Genomic DNA, 15,015 nt, shown 5'->3' with positions numbered 1-15,015 from the left:
AAAATACCAAATTCTTACCTTGCATAGATGATAGTTTGGGTGAATCGTTTTTTGCTTCGGAAGAAATTTTTGGGAATGGCTCTTTGGCCATTTATTATCTTACAAAATAAAAGTCTTTTAAGTGATGCCGTCTTTATAAACCACGAAAAAATTCATTTGCGGCAGCAAGCAGAAATGCTTATTGTGTTTTTTTATGTTTGGTACGTATTTGAATTTTTATTGCGATGGATTCAATTTAAAAGCAGATATCAGGCCTATAAAAATATTTCTTTTGAACGAGAGGCCTATACAAATGAAAAAGACCTCGATTATTTAAAAAAGAGGTCTTTTTGGTGTTTTACTAAGTATTTGTTTTAATTGTTTTGAAGTTGAATTTTTGTTTTGGAATTGGATTCTGACGCTCTAGTGACTGTATTTACTGGTTTTGATTCGTTTGCATTAATTTCTAAAGGTTGAATTTTATTTGGACCAATAGGAAATCTTACATCCACATGCTTAGAAATTATGCTTCCATCTTGACTTTTTGTGTCTGCTCTATTGGCAACAATATGCCAAGAGAACGGAACATTTGATTTTCCTCCATTTAATTCAACTACGGTAAAACTGTTTGCCGTTTTATCAGTTACATAAACCCCATTACAATCTCCTTCTAATTGTATAAAAACTTTTAAAGGGTGGTTCTTTGAAACATGAATTATTGAACTTAACAAAGGATCAAGATTAATAGTAGTTTTTCCATTAACTAATTGTCCAGTTCCATAATCTTCAAATAATATCTCAGGTGCTTCTGTAGAAAATAAAATTCGTTTATTTCCTTGAGAATCGTTTATCATTGTCGAGTTAGACCCTGTTCCTAAAATTTTATAAGTTGTATTTCCAACAGTAATTCCTACATAAGCGTAATCTTCTCCAATATTATTTCCTCCTGCATTACCCGTATTATCTTGATTACCATCAAAATAACCTCCAAAATAATAGGATCCATTATAACCCGCCAATATTGCAACCGGATCATCTGCGGCTGCTGGGGTAACATTTCCGGATTTATTCATGCTAAAATATGCACCCTGTCTTGTTCCGGCAGTTGCAGTTGATATTCCATAAATACCAGTTGAGGAACCAGTACCGGCAAGACCAGAGCCTAAAGTTAAAGAATATGCTGTAGTACCTGCATTACCAACTGCTAAAAATCCAGTGGAGGTTAAACTACTAGCGAAGGACACACCGCCACTTCCTGAACCATATAATATCGCCCCAGTGTTTGAAAATGTAATGGGTGATAAGTTTTGACCCAGTACTAAAAGACCCGTTCTATTTGTCCCTATTAGAGCGGTATTCCATGCAATGGCTCCGTAACCTGCATCAAGACCAGACTCTAGGATGGCTCCATGAGCACCATAGCCTCGAGCTCCAACATTAGCGGAATTACCAAATACTCCATTTCCAACACCACTGGAATTCTCACCATAGACACCCGTACCGGTTGTAGTATAGCCATTAATGGCATCCTCTGTATCAACGGCAGTTACTGTAAATCTATCCGTTCCTAATGGTGAATTATTATTAATGGATACTTGCCCATTAGCTAAGAATCTCATGCGCTCAGTTCCAGTAGTGGATAATCCCAAAATGTCAGTTCCTATTCGATACATTCCAATATCGGGATCTGAACTCCAAGAATAGAAGGGTAGAGCTGCGGTACCGTCCGCTAAACCATAAACTTGATTGGCATTAGAAATGCGAAATCTTTCTGTTCCATTAGTAGAAAAACCTAAAGCATTAGTTGCTGGTTGAAACATTCCTGTTCCTGTTGTTGACTGCCAAGAATAAATAGGTGAAGCTGCACTTCCATCTGTGAAAGCCCTTAATCTTCCTCCATTGGCAATGGTTGTACCAGTGGATATTTCAAAACGGTCATAATTATTTGTTCTAAATCGTAGGGCATTATTATCTGTAGTCCCTACAAAATTTATGGAAGGAGTAATTCCCGCATTTCCTGTTAAATCCCATTTATCGGTTGCGGTTCCACCTCCAATACGAACCCACAAGGTGCCATTGTTATAATAAAACCCTGGGGTAACATCCCCAGCGGTGGCGGTGTTGTATACAATCATACCCGCTACATGAGCAGATAATGGCGCAAAACTTGCTGTTGAGCTTAATCCTAACCTTGGAAGTAAAATTCCACCAGTATAAATAGTTGAATCAACATCTAACAAAGCATTAGAATTAGGATTTGTGGTTCCAATACCTACTTGTGAATATGAAATTGTACTAATTAAAAAAAATAGAATAAGGATGAAATGAGGATGTCGGGAGGTTATTTCTTTCTTCACAACTCAATGTTTTAGATTTAAAATAGTTACTCCCCATATCAAATATCATAAAATCTTACATCACATAGCCATAGAATGCTATATTTTAGATAAGTAGCTATTTTTTATCGACAAAAAAGCCCAATGCAACGCATTGGGCTTAAAAACATTTTTATCTGTTCTATTAAAGGATTCTATTGATTTACTTTTTTATAATTTTTTTAGTGACACTACCTTTATCTGTGTCGATTTTTATGAAGTATACTCCTGTATTTAAACCTGAAAGATTTAAAGTATAAGTATTTTTGGTTTCCTCAATTTTTTGAGAAATTTTTCTTCCCATTAAATCAAATACTTCTAGATTTAATAAATAGGCATCTGGAGAAAAGATATTGATGTCTTTCATGGTAGGATTTGGAAATAAATCTATGGAGTCAATGGCTGTTTCACCTGGACCTAAAACTCTTTCGGTTTTAAACAATAATGTAAATCTATTATGAAAAACTCCCTTTCCACTTTTAAAAGTATATGAGTCGTTTTCAAGATTTGTAATAATGTTTTCCTGGTGATCATATAGATATACTGTAGTGCTATCGAGGTTTAAGCCTTCCATATTGGTAAGAGAAATTTCATACTCCAAAGTTTCATCTATTTGGGATGAAAAACCCAGAGGTATTTTTTTGCCCTTTGCGAACGGTCCCCGCGTTTGTATAGCAAATTCACCAGTACCATCATCAAGGTGGGAATAAAATGAAACTATGGTGGCTAAACGGTTTGTGTCTAAGTTTTCATCTAATCCATCACTTGCACTTTCTAGGAATGTAATAGCTGTAAATGCACCATATCCATGAGTTTTTTCTCTAATTTCTAATAATAACTTCTCTGGAGTTAAATCTTCTCCAACAGTACCAAGTCCTCTTAGGGTATTATTTCCAGAAGTTAGTCTCATGGTGTTATTAAAGGTTATTGTTCCAGTGCTTCCTGCTGTACCATTTGTTCTTATCCCAAAACCTTGGCCTGTAGATATGATTCCATTTGGGGCTGTACCTTGGGCATTACCAGGGTCATTAGCTGCGGGTAAACCAGTTACTCCATCAAAAATAGAAATGTCGTCCATGTCGAATCGCAAATTACTTACAGGAAGTGGGGTTCCAGGAGGGGTTAAATGCTCCCAGAAATATAAGGCACCAACACCTGGATTTGCTGTCATAAATGAGGCTGCGTCTATGGCACAAGCATATGGATTAGCTACCATATTTGGTGTTCCGTTTGGATTTGCGGCGGGTCCATTATTGTAATTTGTATACGTAATATTTCCATTATTAAGTGTGCCCAATTCGTATGTAAAATTAAACGGCCTTCCTGTGGGTGGAACTGTAGGGTCATTATATCCACTTTGAGGGCGATTTACATACCCCTCCCCTGGATTTAGTGTTCCTGTATGATAGTTATACCAATCTCCGTCATCGTCTGCGAAATTAGTACCTCCTGCAGGAACATTAGGGTGTGGTAAAAAGTTTTGAGGAGTAAAATCCAGAACTATAAAAGAGGAGTTCCAAACGCCACTTCTAGATTCTGTTGTCATGGGACTCCCCATAATCATAAAATCTCTTTTACGAAGGTTAGGGGAAGTAACATTTACATTGATTGTTCCATTTTTAATAACACTTGCGGATGGATCTGTTTGAACCACATTTCCTTGGTGCTCTACGATAAGTGTTCCATTAACTATGATATCTTGTTCGGTTTTTAGGTAATCATCTGCTTGAATAGTTAACGTTCTTACTGCGTCTATTTCACAAGTACAAGCGTCGATACTTCCTAAAGAGGTGTTATAATCATTGCTTATTTTTGCGTTAGACCCTATACCAGGAGTGCCATTTGTCCAAGTTCCAGCCCCTAAATATGTAGTAGTTTCAGCTTCAACTGTTACAGTTGCAACACAAGTATCTGTATGCCCGTAATCATCGGTTACAGTTAGGGTAACATTAAAAACACTGCCGACATCCGCACAGGTAAATGTAGTTTGACCTGAAATACTTCTTGAAACTATTCCAATATTATCGGTAGAACCTCCATCAACATCTAAAGCGTCAATTGTTACTGTTCCTGTAGTCTTATCTAGTGTTGCTATAATGTTTTGGCAAACTGCTACTGGGTCTATATTGTCGTAATTTGGGTCTCTTACAATAAATAATCCCCCATCACCATTAACACCTGCATTCCCAAATCCAGTCATTATTAAATTTCCACTTTCAAAATAAGGGTAAACATTCCAGGTACCATTGAAAGCCGCTGTGCTGTTGGCTACATAAGTATCCATATAAGCCACCTCCGTCATGGTAGGGGTTGTATTGTATAAACCATCTACTTTCATAACTCTCATGCCAGCTGAGTAGTTAGCTAAATAGAATCTATTATCTCTTACATAGCCATTATGGTCAATTGCAGGGGTAGATCCGTAATGTGTATAATGTAACACGGGATTGTCTAAATCTTGTAAGTCAAATACTAGTGTTCTGGTATTAAACCCAATATTTTCCTCATCCACTTCATCCCCTACGATAAAAAAGCGTTTATCTTCGGTAAACCATCCTTGATGGGTATAATATTTATTAGTATAATCGATTACACCAATTTGAGTGATGGAAGCTTTGTTGGTAACGTCAAGAATACGTAGAAAGTCCGAGCCGCTAAAACTACCAATAAATAATTCTTTTCCTTGATGATCTGGATCTGGACCGTCATAAATCACCACTTGTGCATCATGACAATATCCATAGGCAGATAAAATAGCTACGGAGGGAGGATTTGTTAAACTTGAATTCAGGTTGAAAATACGTTGATTGTTTCCATTTGTTCCAGCTCCTAAAACGTATAAAAAACCTGTGTCTTCATTTATTATAACATTATGTGCAGAACCAATTAAACTAAGACGTCCATCAACTTGTGAATTGGTAAAGGTAACAACTGGGCTACCTGTAAGAGTTCTTAATCTTGTTAAATCGAATATTTGAACCCCATGGTTACCATTAGAGTCACTTACTATATAGGCGTGATTTTGATATACTTTTACATCTCTCCACAAGCTACTCCCTGTATGAGTATTCAATCTGGCTAGATAAATAGGACTGGTCGGGTTTGTAATATCTACAAAAGCGGTCCCATTATCCAAAGCTACAATTGCATATTCCTTGTTGTTTAAAGGATCTGTCCACCCCCAAGAATCTTGTGCTTCATTTGCTCCCATAGCAGAAGCTGAAATACGCGATTGATACGTTAATACACTACAAGGATAATCATTTGCTGTTCCAGCTTGATTAATAATACCTCCAGAACATGGAATTTGAGCAAATACTTGTAGAGGTAAAATGAATAATAATGCGAGGTAAGGTAGGTTTTTGAACATTGAAATAGTTGTTAAGAATTATATTGAAATTTGTTTTTAGTCTCCTACATAAGTAAACTCTACAGAGCAGGGAATGTAATGTCCTATATGGCCTTGACCATCTCCAGAGTCACCATTATTTACAAAGTATTGATGGCCAGTAATAATACAATTACTTAAGGTAAATGTATAAGTATGTCCTGATAATAAGTATAAGTTGTAAACAAGTGTTGCATAATGCCCCACATTAAAACTTTCAATCGCTGGGCTTTCATTATCATTTTCTGCCGAATAAGAATGTGTATAAGACCATCCTTCTGTATAGTCATAAGAAGAACTTGTAGGGTCAATATCAACACCCGTTCCAGACATGGTAAAGAAAAATGCCCCTTCGGAAGTTGCTAGCGAGATTTCACTTTCAGTCCCTGAAGTGAAATCTGCAATTTTACCAGCTCCAAAGTTTGTTCTTACTTCAACTTTATAAACTCCAGAATAGGTAGGAACAAATGTTCTAGCAGTAAGACCAGCAATATTATCGGCAGCAGATGGGTTAGGTGTTCCAAAAGATTCTCGAATGGTTGTTCGTTGACAACCTCCTGTTTGTTCAAATTTTTCATATTCTTTTTTGAAAAATTGAGGCTCCCAAGACGATCCTGTCCAGCTGTAAATACCAGGGGACACATCGTTTGCACCATTTGTGGTATTGCTTGTGTTGTAAATGGTAGTTCCTGGTTCTAGTGCACCTCCATTAGGATTTATTACTGGGCTTGCTAAAATATTTGAGGTAAGACTTACTTTAGGTAATACAATACCGTAAGGGCTTTCTAATATAGTTCCAGTGGCATCATACACTTCAACATCTAAAGCACCTTCGGGTGTTGAAGTTCCAATCCCAATTTGGCTAAAAAGTGATATCGGAACAAAAATCAGTAAAAATATACTTATAATATGTTTCATCTTGATTTAATTTTAAATTCCTAAATATTTAAATTCAACAGTACATTTTACCATTCCACTTGTAATAATATAACCTCTTCCGTCTCCAGCGGGAGCAACGCTTATATCACCATTTCCTTCAAATCCTGCAGAGTTTGTTTGGTTAAAAGTTAAGGTAAAAGGGTATGCCGTATTACGTGCTAAACTAACAGGAATTGTGTAAGTAGTTTGATTGATTCTATTTGTGTGATAATTTACACTGCCTCCATCAAAGAGTTTATCATCATTGTATCCAGAGTAAGTTTTTAACGTATAATTGTAGGTCGTGCTATTAAATGTAAAATTGAACTGCCCTTCTTGAGCATTAAAATTAGCCCATTGGTCTACCCCTGCTGGAATATCTAATCGGCCTCCGCCGTAATGCACCGTAACGGTTACAAGATAATTTCCATTAAATTTAGGAGTAAAACTATTGTCATTAAATGTTATTGCTTGATTCCCTGATACAGGGTTTAGAATATCATCAGATCCCGTTCTTAAATTAACAGTTTGATAGCAAAGTTTGTAATCATCCTTATGGTATTGTGGTATCCAACCAGAGCCATCCCAGATATATACACCTGGATATACTGTATTAACTCCAGTGCCAGCGATAGCAGTATTGTAAACTGTTGTGCCTACTGCTAGACCACCTCCATTTGGGTTGGTAATAGTAGGAGTTAGCGTATTTGTAAGTGCTATTTGAGGATATATAAAACCAGTGTTTGTTGAGGTGATATCCAAAGCTCCTTTTGGGGCTGTCGTCCCTATACCTACTTGAGCAAATAGTGTTAGGTTTAGGGATAATAATAGTACTAATATGAGATAGTTTTTTTTCATAATAATAGGGGTTTTATTCTCCCAAAAAGGAAATTTCTACATAACAGGGTATATCATAAGCGATATAGCCTCTGCCATTACTATTGTTCTGAAATTCTTCAGCAGTATTCTGTAAGAAAGTCAATGTAAATGAGACTGCGTCATTTGTTTTAAGACTTAGATATTCTGTTGCTGTAAATTCTTGCCAAATAGCAAAATAGTTAGTGGATGGAGATACTGCGTTATAAGCCGTAGAATAGGAGTTGGCATTTATAGTATAATTTGTTCCGCCAAAATTAAGTGTAAATGTACCTGTAGCATTGGCAATATTTAAATCACCGTCAGAATTTGAAGCGCCACTTCCTTCACTAGGTACTTTGGCAAGCCCTCCACCAAAATCAACACGTAGCTTTACTTTATATTGACCCGTATATTTTGCAGTAAAAGTATTTGAATTATTTCCATTTAACCTTATGGTTAGGTTCGACCCAGGTGTGCTTCTAATTGTTCCAGTAGTACTTTCATATAAAGCATATTGTCTTTTTGGAAACTGAGGGCGCCATTGTGAACCATCCCATGAATACATGCCAGGAACAACATCATTAGCTCCTGTAGAAGTAGTATTTGTGTTAAATACTACAGTTCCAATTGGTATACTTCCCCCTTGCGGGTTGGTAGCTGGGGCCATAACAATAGTTGATGTTAAGGCTAATCTAGGGAGTACAACTCCCATATTTGTCGAATTTACATCTAAAATACCATTGGGTGTTAATGTATTAATACCAACTTGTGCAATAGTATTTAGAGAAATAAGAGTAAAAACACACAGACTATAAAATAGTAAGGGGCTTTTTGTAGGTTTAAACTCCATAATAAATAATTATATGATTTGGGATTACAAGAATAGACGATTTTATCCATAAAAACCAAAAAAATTCGACGAAATGCACATATTTTCAATATTATGATGAAATTACTTACAAATAATTCATAATTATACTACATGTATTAAATTATTGATTTTTTAAATAGATCTATTTTTTGAAATCTTTAGCTTCTAATATTTATAGAAATTTAATCATTTATTATAGGGTCTAATTTACTAGCAATCAAAGCTTTGTTTTCAGAAACTATAATTGCATTAGGTGCATCTGGGAAACGTAAATCTGCATATTCTGAATTTTCTGAAGAATTTCCTCCCACTTCATCTTTTCTATTAGCAACGATATGCCAAGAGAATGAAACATTTGAGTTTCCATTCTGCAATTCTTTCACCATAAACCCTTCTGCACTTTTTTGTGTAACATAGACACCATTACAATCCCCTTCTAATTGGATAAACACCTTAAGAGGGTGGTCTGTATCTACTATTATATTATTAGTGAAGTTTGGGTCTATATCAATAAACGCAGCTCCATTTGATAGCTGTCCTATACCGTAATCTTCAAAAAGGACTTCTGGTGCTTCTGGTGCAAACATAATTTTTTTGTTTCCGTCAACTCCGTCCACTATGGTTGAAACATTACCATTTCCAATAATTTTATAGTTAGTATTCCCATATCTCGCACCTGCATATGCGTAGGAGGACGTTCCGCTCGTACCTCCACTATAAAAGTAACCGCCATAATACATATTATTTCCTCCTACTTGACTGGCATTGGTATACCCAGCCAATTGCGCTCTTGGATCTCTCGTGTCTGAATCTATAGCAGAACCACTATAGTTTGTTTGAAACCTCGCTGCCTCCATAATTCCATTACTTGTTATAGGGCCTTCGGATAATGCATATAAAGCCAAATCTGTTGCATTTGTATTTACACCTACATTCATAATTTGGTTAGAGGATATAGAAGTAGTACTTCCAGAAACTGCTCTTATACCCATATTAGAATCTGAACCTGGCTGTTGGTCACTAACAGCAAGAACTCCATTTGCCCTGGATGTTCCAGTACCCCAACCAATAATTCCTCCTATTAAAAAGGCACCTCCTGTATAAGCGGTAGTTCCATAGATACCATGATTATTACTTGAAATTCCCAAAACTCCAAGTCCAGTGCCAGTGTCACTACCATATATGGCAATACCATCGGAGCTTGTTTGAGCAATTACTCCATAAGGTTGTGAAGCATTATTAACACGTAAGGCCGTATCTGTATAAGGATTGTTGCCAATTCCAATGGTGCCAGCAGCATCAATAAGCATTCTTTCACTATCATCCGTTCTAAAAGCTAAAGAAACATTATCTGTAGTACCTAAAAAGTTATTGGCAACATTAGTTCCTGCGTTTCCTTCGAGTGACCAATCTTTCCCACCTGTACCTCCCATGGCTATCCATCGAGTTCCGTCCCAATAATAAAAACCTGGTAAAACTTCGGTACTTCCACTGCTTGCATAAGCAGTATTATAGACTAATAAGCCTGTTGCTGGTAATACTATGGGAGCAGGAAGTGCCGTAGAGGTTAAAGCTACCCTATTAATAAGGATACCCTTATCTGTTTCTGCCAATTCCAATTGTGCACTAATATCTGGTGTATTTGTTCCTAACCCAACATTATTTAAAAGCCCATTAACATAAAATGTATTTGTATCTCCAAAAGTTGCTATACGGGTATTTAAAACCCCTTCGTCATTGTTGATGATGAATTCATTTATTCCTCCACCAGATAAGGCTAAAAAATCCTGTCCCCCTGCGGTGAAGTTTAGTACATCGCTTGCGCTTCTAAAAATACCTGTGTCGCTATCTGAATCCCAAGAAAGTAAGGGCTGTGCTGCTGTTCCAGGGCTAAATGCTCTAATTAAACCATTGTTAGTAATTTCAAGTCTTTCGATATTATTTGTTCTAAACCGAAGCGATACATTATCTGTAGTTCCAATAAAATCTATAGCTGGATTTGTTCCTGCATTTCCAGAAGGTTTCCAATCTGGAGTTATAATAGGTATCCAAACTGAACCATTCCAATAATGAAATCCCCTTCCAGTGGTATTGTTTGTATTATAAACTAAAAGGCTTTCAGGAGCTCCACCTGTAATAGGTGCAATTGTGTTAAGGTCAGAAATATTTACTCTAGGGATAAGTATCCCTTTGGTAGCGCTTGTAATATCTAGCATAGAGCCAGCTTGGGGCGTAGTTGTATTAATTCCGACTTGAGATATCATGCTCAAGGGAATACATAAACATATTAGAAATAGTTTGTGTTTTAAGTTAAGTAAAGTTGTTATCATATCGTCTAATTTAGTAAGGGAGTTCCTACAATATTACAACAAATAATCGATAAAATACTAAATAAATCGATAAAAAGCATAATATTTTAACATTTGCCAATTTTTCTTGTTAACGAAAATCTAAATGCTTTTACCTCTTTAATTGAGGATATTTTATTTTCAGTTAGGTTTTGATATATAATTTTGAAGATTTTTTTGAGTTTTAACATAATAACTCTCAATTTTACATCATCTTAAAAGAATTCCATTTTTTTATAAAATTCTGAAAATCATCATGTTTAATTCTAAAAAAGGAGATGTTTCGATCCAAAAAATAGAGGGATTTTCTTCTCTTTTGGATAGAATTGAACTTTTTGTCTTACGGGAGGATGATATTCATCCCACGGTGTCTGGTAATAAATTCAGAAAATTAAAATATAACGTCCAACAAGTTCAACATAAAAATAAAAAAGGGATTCTAAGTTTTGGGGGAGCCTATTCAAATCACATAGCGGCATTAGCTGCTGCTGGAAGGGAAACTGGAATTAACACAGTAGGAATTATACGAGGGGAGGAGTTAAAATCCAAAGTGAAAGAAAACCCTACGCTTCACTATGCGCAACAATGTGGAATGGAATTGCATTTTGTGACAAGAGAAGCTTATAGAGATAGGACAGAATCCTATTTTTTAGAAAATATATCTATAGAATTTAAGGATTATTATATTGTTCCCGAAGGAGGTACTAATGAATTTGCTGTAAAAGGATGCGAGGAGATACTTTCAGACCAAACCTTAAATTTTGATTATATCTGCACGCCTGTAGGAACTGGGGGTACTATAGCCGGAATTATTAAAGCATCTCAACCGCATCAAAGCATTCTTGGATTTTCAGCATTAAAAGGAACTTTTCAGAAGGATGAAATTAGAAAATATACCTCCAAAACTAATTATGAACTTTTGGATGAGTACTGTTTTGGGGGGTATGGTAAAATAGATGCCAATTTGGTACGTTTTATAAATGATTTCAAATTTAAAACTGAAATTCAATTAGATCCTGTCTATACAGGAAAGATGATGTTTGGCATTTTTGACCTTATTAAACAGAAAAAGTTGAAAAAAAATAGTCGTATTTTAGCCGTTCATACGGGTGGGCTTCAAGGCATCGCCGGGATGAATCAAAAATTGAAAAAGAAAAAATTACCTCAAATCGAATTATAATATGGTAAGAAGAATATTTACCCTCCTTTTTATTGGATTGTTACTATTAGGTTGTAAGTCAAAGAAACAAGTGGTTTCTAAAAAGAAAAGAGTAAAAACTGAAAAAGTAGTTGTCGTCGATAAAAAGGACCCCATTGAAACAGAATTACCAAATAAAACCGACGAAACTAAAATTGATGACCTTCCTAGAAATGCTTCCTATGCGGAAGTATTAAGTGCGTATATTGATACTTATATTGATATAGCGAAAGAAGAAATGCTTCAGTATGGAATTCCAGCCAGTATAACCTTAGCGCAAGGTATTTTAGAAAGTGGTGCCGGTCGGGGAGAACTTACACAAAAAGCCAATAATCATTTTGGGATAAAATGCCATACCACTTGGACAGGTGATAAGGTATATCACGATGATGATGAAAAAGGTGAATGTTTCCGAAAATATAAAGACGCCAAATACTCTTTTAGAGACCATTCGTTGTTTTTAACGCAAAGAAGTAGGTATCAAGACTTATTCAAATTAAGAAAAGACGATTATAAAGGTTGGGCAAAGGGCCTTAAAAAAGCAGGCTATGCTACAGATCCAAAATACCCAGATAAACTCATAGCAATAATTGAAAAAAATCAATTGTATCGTTACGATGAACAAGTCTTGGGTGGAAAGGCCAATATTATCAATACCGAGGATTCAAAAATAAACACCTATACCGTCGAAAAAGGGGATACATTATATAGTATCGCTCGACGCTTTAGTATGACTGTAGAAACCTTAAAAGAGTATAATGGTTTAGTATCTAATGATATTTCTGTTGGGCAAGTATTATATTTGCACTCTGTTAAGGATCGATAAAAAATCCCTATGATTTATAAAAGAAGTAGTGCTTTATTTGCTGAAGCACAAAAAGTAATTCCTGGTGGAGTTAATAGTCCTGTTAGGGCATTTAAAGCCGTTGGTGGAACTCCCATATTTGTTGAAAAAGCGAAAGGAGCCTATCTGTACGATGCAGACGGAAACAAGTTAATTGACTTTATCAATTCTTGGGGTCCTATGATTTTGGGACATGCATATCCTAAGGTAGTTAATGCCGTTGTCGAAAAAGCCCAAAAAGGGACCTCCTTCGGGATGCCCACAGAAGTAGAAACCGAAATTGCATCCTTAGCCGTGTCTATGGTACCTAATATCGATAAAATTCGTTTTGTCAATAGTGGTACCGAAGCTTGTATGAGTGCCATAAGGTTGGCTCGCGGATTTACTGGAAAGGATAAATTTATAAAATTTGCTGGTTGTTATCACGGGCATAGTGATTCGTTTCTTATTCAAGCGGGGAGTGGCGCGGTAACCTTTGGAACTCCAAACAGTCCAGGTGTAACTCAGGGAACGGCTAAAGATACATTACTAGCTCGCTACAATGACTTACAAAATGTAGCCGATTTAATTTCTGAAAATAAAGATGAAATAGCCGCTATAATTTTGGAACCTATTGCTGGTAATATGGGATGTATCCCTCCAGTTGAAGGGTTTTTAGAGGGCTTGCGAAAACTTTGTGATGAAAATCAAATTTTACTCATTTTTGATGAAGTGATGACGGGCTTTCGATTGGCAAGAGGAGGCGCTCAAGAGTTATTAACCGTAAAAGCTGATATTGTTACCTTCGGAAAAGTAATAGGGGGTGGTCTACCCGTTGGGGCTTTTGCCGCACGAGGTGAAATTATGAACTGCCTGGCTCCAGAAGGACCTGTTTATCAGGCTGGGACTCTTAGTGGTAATCCCCTAGCGATGGCGGCAGGCTTGGCAATGCTTACCGAATTAAATTCGAAACCAGAGATATTTAATTCCATTAATGCCAAAACAGAATATTTACATAAAGGACTTACCGAAGCTTTATCTGAAAATGGTGTGGCGCATACAATTAATAGAATAGGTTCTATGATTTCGGTTCATTTTTCTGAAACTCCCGTAGTCGATTTTGAAACGGCTACATTAGCGGCTAAAGGAGATGCTTTTAAAAAGTTTTTCCACGGAATGTTAAACGAAGGCATTTATATTGCTCCTAGTGCATACGAAACTTGGTTCCTTTGTGACGCTTTAACCTATACCGATTTAGACAAAACTGTTGAAGCCTGTAGAAAGGTTTCAAAGATGTTTAAATAAAAAAAAGCTCCCTTTTGGGAGCTTTTTTGGTTAAGTAATAGGGTATTAATTGCGTAAAGACTGCCATTTTTTATACTGGTCGTCTGTAAGAGCTTTTTTCATAGAAGTTTCAAAGACTTCATCATGCTTTTTCTTATTAGCTACCACAGCAGCATTCATAGCGTCTTTTCCATTAACATCTTTTGCATAATTGTTTTCTTTTACCACCAAAGCGCGATACACTGCTCTTTGTTGATCTCCATTTAAGCCAAGTGCTTCACTTAATTTTTCTGTTTTTTGTTTTGCAATTACCTCAGGAGTATTTTGATCCTGCTTTAAAGTTTGAGCGGTCATTGAGCCCATCCCTAGTAACATTACAAATGAAAAAGTAACAATTTTAAATAAATTCTTCATGGTTTTTTCTAGTTTTAAAGTCACTAATGTAACTAATTTCAAATTAACTATCCAAAAACTACGCCAAAAAACTATTTATCCTTTTTTCTTTTTTCAGAATGCTTTTTCATTTTACCTCTGTGCATTCTACTTTTTTCAAATTTTTCAAACTGTTCTTTGGTTAGAATAGATTTCATTTGCTTTTTAAACTCCATCTGCTCGTCCAACATTTTCGATTTTAACGCAAAAGCATCCTCTTTTGAAAGTTCCTTTTTTTCTTCGCGTTGCGCACGCATAGCATCTTTCTTTTCTTCTTGTTTTACTAAAAGTGTTTCTACTTGCTTTTGTTGTGATTCGTTTAAATCAAGATGCAAAGCCATTTTTTTACTTTTTAACTCTGCGCGTTGTTGTGGGGTAAGATCCTTCATTTTTTCACGCATTTCATTTTTTTCTTTTCGGGGTCCATTGCCTCTTTCTTGTGCTTGACCAGCAAACCCTACTAGTATCAATGCTATTAACAATACTTTTTTCATTTTTTAAATTTTAATATTTATGTCCTTAGGACTTTAGATCTAGTAAA

At 36.0% G+C, this 15,015-nt stretch carries 12 protein-coding genes; 4 read left to right on the top strand and 8 right to left on the bottom strand.

Going from position 1 to position 15,015, the window contains the following annotated elements:
- Nucleotides 1-27: 27 nt before the first annotated feature.
- Nucleotides 28-357 (top strand): hypothetical protein, encoded by a 330-nt coding sequence (locus KXJ69_RS11995; RefSeq protein WP_219053357.1) that lies wholly within the window; start codon nt 28-30, stop codon nt 355-357.
- Here the strand turns inward: KXJ69_RS11995 and KXJ69_RS11990 are convergent.
- The 6 genes from KXJ69_RS11990 to KXJ69_RS11965 form a co-directional block, all read right to left on the bottom strand.
- Nucleotides 354-2,336, bottom strand: coding sequence for a phage tail-like protein (locus KXJ69_RS11990; protein WP_219053356.1), 1,983 nt, complete (start codon nt 2,334-2,336; stop codon nt 354-356). The two genes, KXJ69_RS11995 and KXJ69_RS11990, sit on opposite strands and share 4 nt — an antisense overlap.
- 181 nt (nt 2,337-2,517) lie before the next feature.
- A complete protein-coding gene (locus tag KXJ69_RS11985; RefSeq protein WP_219053355.1) occupies nt 2,518-5,724 on the bottom strand; it encodes a choice-of-anchor B family protein in 3,207 nt (1,068 codons plus the stop codon).
- Between the two features lie 36 nt (nt 5,725-5,760).
- Nucleotides 5,761-6,660 carry a phage tail-like protein gene (locus tag KXJ69_RS11980; RefSeq protein WP_219053354.1) on the bottom strand — a complete coding sequence of 300 codons (900 nt, stop codon included), beginning with the start codon at nt 6,658-6,660 and terminating at the stop codon, nt 5,761-5,763.
- A gap of 12 nt (nt 6,661-6,672) precedes the next feature.
- Nucleotides 6,673-7,518, bottom strand: coding sequence for a phage tail-like protein (locus KXJ69_RS11975; protein WP_219053353.1), 846 nt, complete (start codon nt 7,516-7,518; stop codon nt 6,673-6,675).
- 13 nt (nt 7,519-7,531) lie between these two features.
- Nucleotides 7,532-8,368, bottom strand: coding sequence for a phage tail-like protein (locus KXJ69_RS11970; protein WP_506737246.1), 837 nt, complete (start codon nt 8,366-8,368; stop codon nt 7,532-7,534).
- 203 nt (nt 8,369-8,571) lie between these two features.
- A complete protein-coding gene (locus tag KXJ69_RS11965; protein ID WP_219053351.1) occupies nt 8,572-10,653 on the bottom strand; it encodes a phage tail-like protein in 2,082 nt (693 codons plus the stop codon).
- 340 nt (nt 10,654-10,993) lie between these two features.
- Here KXJ69_RS11965 and KXJ69_RS11960 point away from each other — a divergent pair, with 340 nt between their 5' ends.
- From KXJ69_RS11960 to hemL, 3 genes are read left to right on the top strand one after another with little or no spacing between them, the layout of a single operon-like run.
- On the top strand, nt 10,994-11,917 hold the full coding sequence (locus KXJ69_RS11960) for a 1-aminocyclopropane-1-carboxylate deaminase/D-cysteine desulfhydrase (RefSeq protein ID WP_219053350.1): 924 nt from the start codon (nt 10,994-10,996) through the stop codon (nt 11,915-11,917).
- 1 nt (nt 11,918) lies between these two features.
- The gene (locus KXJ69_RS11955; RefSeq protein ID WP_219053349.1) at nt 11,919-12,761 is read left to right on the top strand and encodes a glucosaminidase domain-containing protein; all 843 of its coding nucleotides are present in this window, start codon (nt 11,919-11,921) and stop codon (nt 12,759-12,761) included.
- 9 nt (nt 12,762-12,770) lie between these two features.
- Complete coding sequence (hemL, locus tag KXJ69_RS11950; RefSeq protein ID WP_219053348.1) at nt 12,771-14,063, top strand: glutamate-1-semialdehyde 2,1-aminomutase; 1,293 nt, start codon at nt 12,771-12,773, stop codon at nt 14,061-14,063.
- Nucleotides 14,064-14,108: 45 nt separating this feature from the next.
- On the opposite strand, the gene KXJ69_RS11945 is transcribed toward hemL, so the two are convergent.
- Both KXJ69_RS11945 and KXJ69_RS11940 read right to left on the bottom strand, forming a co-directional pair.
- Entirely contained in the window at nt 14,109-14,456 is a 348-nt protein-coding gene (locus KXJ69_RS11945) for a hypothetical protein (protein WP_219053347.1), read from the bottom strand.
- Nucleotides 14,457-14,527: 71 nt separating this feature from the next.
- Nucleotides 14,528-14,968: a DUF4890 domain-containing protein gene (locus KXJ69_RS11940; RefSeq protein WP_219053346.1), complete on the bottom strand. Its 441-nt coding sequence runs from the start codon at nt 14,966-14,968 to the stop codon at nt 14,528-14,530.
- Between the last annotated feature and the right edge of the window lie 47 nt (nt 14,969-15,015).

Origin of the sequence: Halomarinibacterium sedimenti (genome assembly GCF_019312585.1) — a bacterium.
GTDB lineage: Bacteria > Bacteroidota > Bacteroidia > Flavobacteriales > Flavobacteriaceae > Halomarinibacterium > Halomarinibacterium sedimenti.
Note: the sequence above shows the minus strand (reverse complement) of the source record. Positions and strands in the feature narration are given on the sequence as shown.